This window comes from Bacillus sp. DX4.1 (genome assembly GCF_030348195.1).
Taxonomy (GTDB): domain Bacteria; phylum Bacillota; class Bacilli; order Bacillales; family Bacillaceae_G; genus Bacillus_A.
Genome location: NZ_JAUCFT010000003.1, coordinates 1 through 8,136, shown reverse-complemented (window position 1 = coordinate 8,136; position 8,136 = coordinate 1). Strand labels below are relative to the sequence as shown.

Sequence of the window (8,136 nt, the reverse complement as noted above, 5' to 3'; positions counted from 1 at the left end):
TTCCTTTTCAAGATCATCATGCTTCGATATCTATATTCAAACGTGGTTGGGGAACCACGGAATTTTTCTTTTCAAAAGAACAATTTCATAGAGTTCAATCCAGACCCTTTGAATTTATCAAGGGTTTTTTTTATTTCAATTTAGGTAAATCGCACACTCTCCACCATAACACATTCCAGAATATGGTGTCAAGGGATAAAACTTGAAAAATAGATTTTTTTAGGTGATAATCTACCATTGTGATTTATTTTTCCTCAATATTAATTGCAACGAATATGCCCATACCTCAAGCAAACTTAGCTATATCTTATGCCTACATTACACTATACTCACCTTTAATTAATTTAATGCCTATATTGGACATTTTTTTACTATTATTTATTTACCTGGTCTTTAAAAGATTTTCACATAGTATAGTCTTTTAAACATGTAAAAAAACAGGTTCTGTATCAATCGTTTTTTCTTCATTCTCTCTTTATTATCTAATATGGGGTAGTACCAGGATTTTGCGGATTTATAACGTTAAGATAAAAATCATTGTCTCAATAGGGTTTAATCTATTGAGACTTAATTGATTTCACGTCAAATAAAGCTTTCTAGTGTTTCGTATGACTTGTCTCAAAAATCTTAACGTTGTAAATCCGCATTTTCGGTATGCTCCCCCTACATTGACTATTCTTTATTTTCTTCTTTATCTATTAAAGTAGGTGGAAAGAAGTCATCTTTTTCCCCATACTGAACCTTAGGAAATTCTTCAAGTCGCCATTCTTCTATATTTGTTAAATTTATTAGCAAGCTTGCCATTTCTTCCGCACGTTGATGATGATCAGCCATGATATCGTGTTCTAATGCAATTCCAGTCACATTTTTATTTTTATATTTAAAAGGACTGTTAAATACAGAAGTTTCTTCAACGAACAGTTCATTTATACTTAAATGTTCAGATTTTGTGAGACGATAAGTATGTCCAATTAAAACATCGTTATCTCTTCTGGTTATAATTAATAATTCTTGGATGCTCTTTTTATTGTCAGGTTTTCCTTTTTTATCACTTCCCCAATAGAATAAATGGAACACGTTTAAAACCTCACCGTATAAAGGTTCTAATCCTTGTAATTTAGAAATAAGGTCATTTAAAATACTTTGACTATTTGAATGTCTTTTTAATAACGCTTTATGCTTAATAAACGTGTTGTTATAGGGGATTAAGTAAGTTGTATGTGATTTTTTTCCTTTTTGTTCTCGATAAATTAGTTCTTTTTCTACGAGAACTTTAATCCAGTTGTCGATAGTCCTTGTTTGAGCGCCAAAAAAATTAGCAATACTTGAAATGCTATGCCAACTATGCCCGTAATCATTATTTGCAGCAAAAGCGAAAAATAAGTATAACTTTAATGGTCCAGCTTCAAGATCTCTTAAATGTTTTTCCTTAAATGAACTATATAATGCAACAAAAGGTATTTTTTGTTGTTGGTTATTTGAACGCCAACTTTGATAATAATCTTTTAATGCAAAGTCTGTTTCATCCACCGCTTCTATTGCTAGGTTTATTTTAAGTCGTTTATTAACCATATTCATCCTCCTATTTTCCTCTTTAAATCATGTTACCACGAATCAAAACGAAGAAACAAATGCGTAAGAGCGCATTAAATGTTTAAATTCATTGCGCTATAATTCGTTATAATATGGTAAATATGTTCGTGCAAACTAAAACTAATACTACAAGAAAACTAAAACCACTAAGTATAACCAATTAGATAAGACGAACACCAACCGCGAAAATAATATCGAACAGTAGTAGTTTTTTTTTTTTTTTTAATTCTATGGTTTTAAAACAGTAATATTGTTTTATAGGATAGGATTTCTCTATAATTTCGAAATTTTGGATCGTGTTTGATAACACAATACTTTTCCTAATTTCCATTCAGTATTTATGCTAGCAACAAATACTTGAATGCTATTAGAAATAATAGGATAATTACATATGTTGGGTAACATAACGCGGTTCATTCAATCAGCAACCATCCCCATTTGGTCAATTTAGTAGTTTAGTTAACTCTGAATTATTGAATAATGACGATCCATTTTCAAATGTAGATCAACCGATTGACATTTCGGACAATGAAGAGAGAAATAGACATGGCAGGACGTAAAGGTGGACTTCTTTGCATTTGGTAAGTTGCAAAGAATCGATAAGGGTAGGGGTACCCAAAATACGCTGATAAATAATGAATCGCGAGGTGAAAAGATTGATTAAATTCAAGATGAAGAAGCATGGTGAAAACACTGAAATTGATTTTACTTGTAATTTTGACAAGATTATCAATGTTCTTTTTGGAACTAATGCTACATTGCAAATCATTCTGCATTTACTCAACATGTAGAATAAAAAAAGAGTCCTTTTTACAGGGCTCTTTTTTATTTAATTGGTAAAAATCGCAAAGGTTTGGAACAGGTGGTTGCATGTGTTGGTCAATCAAAACGGACCTAGCGAAGCGAAGGGAGTATTTGACTTGACCAACTGGACTACACCCGAACCCTCTCGGCATTGAACAAACTATTGTTTGTTCCTGCCAACCGGCGAGGGAGCCCCTCAAGGATTGAGGGGTTGGGGAGTTCGATAAATGGGGTCTGGGGAAGAGTTCCCCAGTGGGTTTGGGCAAGGCCCAAGGTTTTGTTTTTGCCACGTGAAATGTGGCTCGGCGTAGCCGAAAAGCGTCGCAGACCCCTATCGATTTTGATGCGTTAGCGTCAAAATAAGTATAGGGTTACTCTAATTGACTCCATTTCGTCGCTTTGCTAGACTTATGGTATCAATTAATCTAGGGAAAGTGGTGGCATTTTATGTTGGGTTCTATCTCATTTAATCAATCTCACCAAAGTTCATTGAGCCACAATAACAGAGAAAATATTCATGGAAATTCTGGCATAGATCCATCCAGATTAGAGGAGAATATTTACTTTGTTCAAAAGGATATCCGAAGTGTATACAAGGATGTTTTTCAGGAAGCGGTGGACAAGTATAACGAGAAACAAAAACGGAATGACCGTAAGATAAATGACTACTATGACAAAGTACATAAAGATGATAAGACACATGAGCAACGAGAATTGGTTGTAGCGATTGGGGAAGGTAAAGATGACCCAATGTATAGAGGGGCGAAAAAAGAAGCACTGAAGCGCTATGCTGAAGCGTTTCAAGAGCGAAATCCAAATCTAGTAGTTTATAACATGGTTTTACATGATGATGAAGCTAATCCGCATTTACATATTAACTATGTACCGAATTTCGAAAGTAGTCGAGGATTAACGAGGCGTGTCGGAATGGATAGAGCCTTGCAACAACAAGGTGTAGAAGGAACGGGAAGAAAGTTAATTGCACATTGGAGAGAATTAGAAACGGCCTATATTGAGCAATTGGCTAAAGAGCATATTCCGAATTTTGAACGTGCTAATGTAGGTTCTCATAAGTACATGAAAGTCCGTCAATACAAGGAGTATGCAGAAGCAAAGTCAACTATTGAAAATCAAGTAGAAGAAAAAGAAACACAGTTACAAACGATTGACGATTATTTAAAAAACGTTGAAGAGAAAAGAAACGAATTAGAAGTAACGAAAACGTGTTTGGAAAGTGATGTCGTTGATACGTACAAAGAATTAGAAATAGTAAAGCAACAAGTAGAGAGTGAAAATGAAAAGCTGCAGTTAATTGGCCAGCGTCATATAGAGTTAGAAAAAAGAGTAGAACAAATGCAAAAAGGATTAGATTGTGCTACGGATCAAGTGCCAAATGAACCTATTAAAATTCCATTTTTGCGTAAAGAAGTAATAACAGAAGTACAGAATAATAAAACGTTTGGGAAAGCTGAAGTCACGAAGAAAAAGACTGGAAATTATGTGTTATCACCAGAACAATATCAAGAATTAACAAAACAAGTGAACGCAGCGGTTACTATCAAAAAGGATTATGAGCGTTTGAGAAAAACAGACTTTGTGAGAGAGTATCAAAGTTTAAAAATGACTGCAGAAGGTTGGATGGAAGAGAATAGGATATTGAAACAAGAAAAAGGTCAGTTAAAAAAAGAAGTTAGTGTATTACATAAGGAAATAGGGTCTTTAAAAGCTCATATAAAGGATTTACAAACAAATATAAGGGTTTTATACCAACAAACGAAAGCAGCTTTAAAAGAGCAATTTCAGGCGTTTAGAGGGCTTGTTAAAAATGAATTGGTTGGTAGGGAAGTTAATAATCATTTTGAACAGGAACATAAGAGGGAAATGAATAAGCAGAGAGGGTTTGATATGGAAAGATAGACGTGATAATGGTGAAAAAGAGAATTGATTTTTAGTAGATGGAAACCTTTAGTAACGTATTTCATGTTATTATAAAGAAAGATGTAATAAACGAGAAAAACCGCCCATGCTTTGGTCGGCAGGCGGTTTTTCATAATAAGGTTGGAATCAACCAATATATATTCTATATACATTCTAACATATAAAAGTTGATTCCTTCCACTAAGGGAGAGAATTATTTTATGACAAAAGTTGTAGATTTTGGACAAGCTGAAAGAAATGCTAGAAAAAGAGATTTAGAAATTGAAAATGAACAATTTAAGCAAGATCATAATGAGGTTTCAAAAGCTGAATTAGAAAAAGCTATGGAGATTATGGCTAAAGCTACTGGTAAAGAGCTTTACATAGGTACTAAAAAAAGTCCTCAATCGAAAGTGAGGTTTGTTCAATTGATTCAAGATAATTGGAACTATGCTTTGGAGACAGGATATTTTACTGATGAAGAAATACTATTTTTAATGCGCATTCAACGATTTTTACAATTTAAGAGTAATTGTATAGTTGATGATATTCATTCTAGAAGTGCAGTTCCTATGACTCAAACGCAGATTGCTGAACGTCTTGGAACGAGTAAACCTAAGGTTAGTCGAGTATTAAAGCAATTACAAGAAAAAGGTATTGTAGTAAAAGCAGTAGGTCAAGAAATTGAAGGTAATAACGCACGTACTAACGCAATTTTTATTAATCCTAACATTATGTTTTCTGGTGAACGTGACAATATTGAAGTTACTTTAAAAGCATTATTTATAAAATCCAAATCTTTATTAAAAAAATTTCCAATAGCCCTTTTTTAAGGGCTATTTTTTATGTTTTCGTAGTTACCTAATTTGATAACTAATGTTACCTAATTTGATAACTACGAAAATACCTATAAATCCTTGATATAACAACATTTTTATAACCAAATAAGGTTAATTTACTCTCACTCTCTATATAAGGCTAAAAGTTCCGCAAGGAACAGGTAGTATTTTTGAGCAAAGAACGCTCAAAAATCTCCACCTTTTTCGCTACGCTCCATCCTGGCAAAACTTTTTTCGGCTCGTGTGCTTTTCTCGCCAAGCCGACAGACAAAAAGCAAAGCAATGGTTCTCGACTTGGACAAGCAAGTATACGAGCCGAACCGCCTAGATCATTCGTCCCGAAATAGTTTTTATTCAAAAATTGATACGCAATACGTGGGGTTTCGTCCCCACACGACGAGCCAGCACTCTGCCAAAAAGCAAAGGGAAGACCAAAAGACAATATAAAACCAGACTAATAACAAAATAAGCTGCCCATATGGACAGCTCATTTACATAATGTTCGTTATCAAAAGTAAAATTTAACTCGAAAATAGCTAATTTTATCAGTTGTTGAATGTCTGAAAAAAATCAAACCAATGATATTGTCGAGATCCTTTGGCAACTTCTTGCTGTGATGACTATCATAGTGACTTTTTCTCCAGCAACCACTATTAGTGGTTAATTACCATAAGGACTTATTTTTGAAATTTGCTATTTTTTAGAAAGTATGTTAATTTAAGATAGACCTATTTTTGTTCGGTTTGAGATTAAGAATAAATTTTGTTTTTCGTCTAAGGTATTTGAGCAAGAGTAGTAACATATGTGTGGGTATCCACACTAGGAGGCAACAATTATGGAACAAGGTAAAGTAAAATGGTTTAATGCAGACAAAGGTTTTGGATTCATCGAGCGTGAAGGTGGAGAAGACGTATTCGTACATTTCTCAGCTATCCAAATCGACGGTTACAAATCTTTAGACGAAGGACAAAGTGTAACGTTTGAAGTAGAAAAAGGACAACGTGGCCCACAAGCTACTAATGTTCAAAAAGCTTAATATTAGCTGATGAAAGACCCTCTTGTAGGGTCTTTTTTTATTTTGTTATAATATTCCGGATACAACTTTTTCAAGGGGATCTGGGGTGCTTAACTTTTAATGAAAAAGAAGATGTTAGAAATCATAATTTTAGCATTATGGGCTTTTTCTTTTAGTTATCTTGCAATTATATTAAGAATACCAAAAAAATGGATTATATATAGTCGTAGGATTTCCAATCTTATTTGTTGGTGGACTTTTGATTGTGCATCTATTTCAAAATAAGAATGAAAATGAAAAATAACTTTGTTTGATTGTATATCTTATACACGTCTAGTTAACATAACGTCCCATTATCGGTAGCAAGGAAAAAGCACAAACCTTTGATATGATTGGGTTTGTGCTTTTTCTCTTTTTATCGTACTATACATGATTTTATACATTGTTGATATAACAATGATTTTTAGGTTTATGAATTTCTGTATTAGTACAAAAATCTGTATAGAATTATGTATAAAAAAAGTAGTTGGGTTATTGTGTTTTACTCTGGTTAATTTTAAAAGACAATTGGAAACTCATCTTTATATTTAAAAAAGAAGGTGTTATCTTTTTTAAGAAGGAAAACACTATATAGCAACTGAAGAACAGCTTAGAACAGAGGGAGGACAAAATATGGCTCAAACTTATTGGGGATCTGAGGTTGCCAAGAATTTAGGAATTGGCTCAAGTACTTTGCGTAAATATTGCCTTGCCCTAGAGGAATCCGGGTATCCTTTTGAGCGCGGCAATAATAATTCTAGGATTTTTTATCATACAGACGTAGCAACTATAGAACGGCTAGTAACAGCTATGAACAAGAAGAACGTAACACTAGAACAGGCTATAAATCTAGCAATGACAAGTGTTGAAGAAAATAATATAGCAACTGTTGCTATAGATAGCGTAGCAGATACAGAACACATAAAAGCATTAACTGAACGTATAGAACGATTAGAACAACTTAATTTAGAGTTAATTCAAAGGTTGGATCAACAAAATAAATTTTTACAGGAAACTGATGCTCAAAGGATAATAAGAGAAGAGAAAAGAGATATTCAATTAATGCAAGTATTAAGGGAAATACAAGATAGTAAGCGTCTAATAGCAGCTTCAGAACAGAAGAAATCACTCTGGAGTCGTCTATTTGGTAAGTAAGAAGGAATTTAGAGAATGCATAAAAAAGATATAATACAAGAGAATAATTTAGATGTATTGTTTTTATAAATATTGGCTATACTATCTAATGTTTTATTTTTTTACAAATAGTCGAACGATTTTTTGTAACCTTTTTTGTTTTTCTGCATAATCTTAATATTGGATCAGTATGTTTCAAAAAGAGTGTAATTTTTAACATTGTACTTATTTATTCTTGACTTCTTAACACAAAATGGTTAGAAATTAACAAGTTTTCGTTGCATAACATGGGGTAAAAGTGTTAACATAATAAAGTGTTGGGTTTTTGCTCAACTAACTTACTAAGAAATTTATTTAGAATTCTAAACTTATTCGATTAAAAAAGATAATCACCTTATTGGGGAATAAGATGATTATCACTGGAATTAAATTCTGTCTCACCAGAATTTTTTAGCACAATTCCAAATTCGTTTTCCGATTGTATAGATGAATTTCACAGTTTTAACCAAGATGAAAAGTAACATTTTTAACAGATACTTTAGTATGACTGGAATTGCGACTACTAAAATCAATGCAACCAGCAACGATAACTCAGTAACACCAAACGCGGTAATTAGTACTGTTGCTAATAAACCGACAAGTAATCCAAGGTACAAACCAACGAATAACAGAATGGTGTCTTTTTTGTTCATATTACGGACATACTGCATCTTCTTTTTCCTCCCTTCATTCGCATTCAGCGAAAAGAATGGAGTTACAGCATGTCGAGTTGTTAATTAACTGTACTTTAACCAC

General features: G+C 33.1%; 6 protein-coding genes. 4 read left to right on the top strand and 2 right to left on the bottom strand.

Features of this window, described 5'->3' with window-relative positions:
• Window positions 1–672: 672 nt before the first annotated feature.
• Entirely contained in the window at window positions 673–1,572 is a 900-nt protein-coding gene (locus QUF99_RS00160) for a helix-turn-helix domain-containing protein (protein WP_289367985.1), read from the bottom strand.
• Window positions 1,573–2,844: 1,272 nt separating this feature from the next.
• Here QUF99_RS00160 and QUF99_RS00155 point away from each other — a divergent pair.
• The 4 genes from QUF99_RS00155 (at window position 2,845) to QUF99_RS00140 (ending at window position 7,362) form a co-directional block, all read left to right on the top strand.
• Window positions 2,845–4,314, top strand: a complete 1,470-nt coding sequence (locus QUF99_RS00155; protein ID WP_289367983.1) for a plasmid recombination protein — start codon at window positions 2,845–2,847, stop codon at window positions 4,312–4,314.
• Between the two features lie 221 nt (window positions 4,315–4,535).
• Window positions 4,536–5,147 carry a helix-turn-helix domain-containing protein gene (locus QUF99_RS00150; protein WP_215592863.1) on the top strand — a complete coding sequence of 204 codons (612 nt, stop codon included), beginning with the start codon at window positions 4,536–4,538 and terminating at the stop codon, window positions 5,145–5,147.
• 841 nt (window positions 5,148–5,988) lie between these two features.
• Window positions 5,989–6,189 carry a cold-shock protein gene (locus QUF99_RS00145; protein WP_002130770.1) on the top strand — a complete coding sequence of 67 codons (201 nt, stop codon included), beginning with the start codon at window positions 5,989–5,991 and terminating at the stop codon, window positions 6,187–6,189.
• A gap of 651 nt (window positions 6,190–6,840) precedes the next feature.
• Window positions 6,841–7,362 carry a DUF3967 domain-containing protein gene (locus QUF99_RS00140; RefSeq protein WP_289367981.1) on the top strand — a complete coding sequence of 174 codons (522 nt, stop codon included), beginning with the start codon at window positions 6,841–6,843 and terminating at the stop codon, window positions 7,360–7,362.
• 416 nt (window positions 7,363–7,778) lie between these two features.
• On the opposite strand, the gene QUF99_RS00135 is transcribed toward QUF99_RS00140, so the two are convergent.
• A complete protein-coding gene (locus tag QUF99_RS00135) occupies window positions 7,779–8,051 on the bottom strand; it encodes a hypothetical protein (RefSeq protein ID WP_289367980.1) in 273 nt (90 codons plus the stop codon).
• Window positions 8,052–8,136 lie beyond the last annotated feature (85 nt).

Excerpts from the sequence above, each read along its gene's own strand:
- QUF99_RS00145 (WP_002130770.1), top strand. The coding sequence starts at position 5,989 with ATGGAACAAGGTAAAGTAAAATGGTTTAATGCAGACAAAGGTTTTGGA.
- QUF99_RS00135 (WP_289367980.1), bottom strand. The coding sequence starts at position 8,051 with ATGCAGTATGTCCGTAATATGAACAAAAAAGACACCATTCTGTTATTC.
- QUF99_RS00150 (WP_215592863.1), top strand. The coding sequence starts at position 4,536 with ATGACAAAAGTTGTAGATTTTGGACAAGCTGAAAGAAATGCTAGAAAA.
- QUF99_RS00160 (WP_289367985.1), bottom strand. The coding sequence starts at position 1,572 with ATGGTTAATAAACGACTTAAAATAAACCTAGCAATAGAAGCGGTGGAT.
- QUF99_RS00155 (WP_289367983.1), top strand. The coding sequence starts at position 2,845 with ATGTTGGGTTCTATCTCATTTAATCAATCTCACCAAAGTTCATTGAGC.
- QUF99_RS00140 (WP_289367981.1), top strand. The coding sequence starts at position 6,841 with ATGGCTCAAACTTATTGGGGATCTGAGGTTGCCAAGAATTTAGGAATT.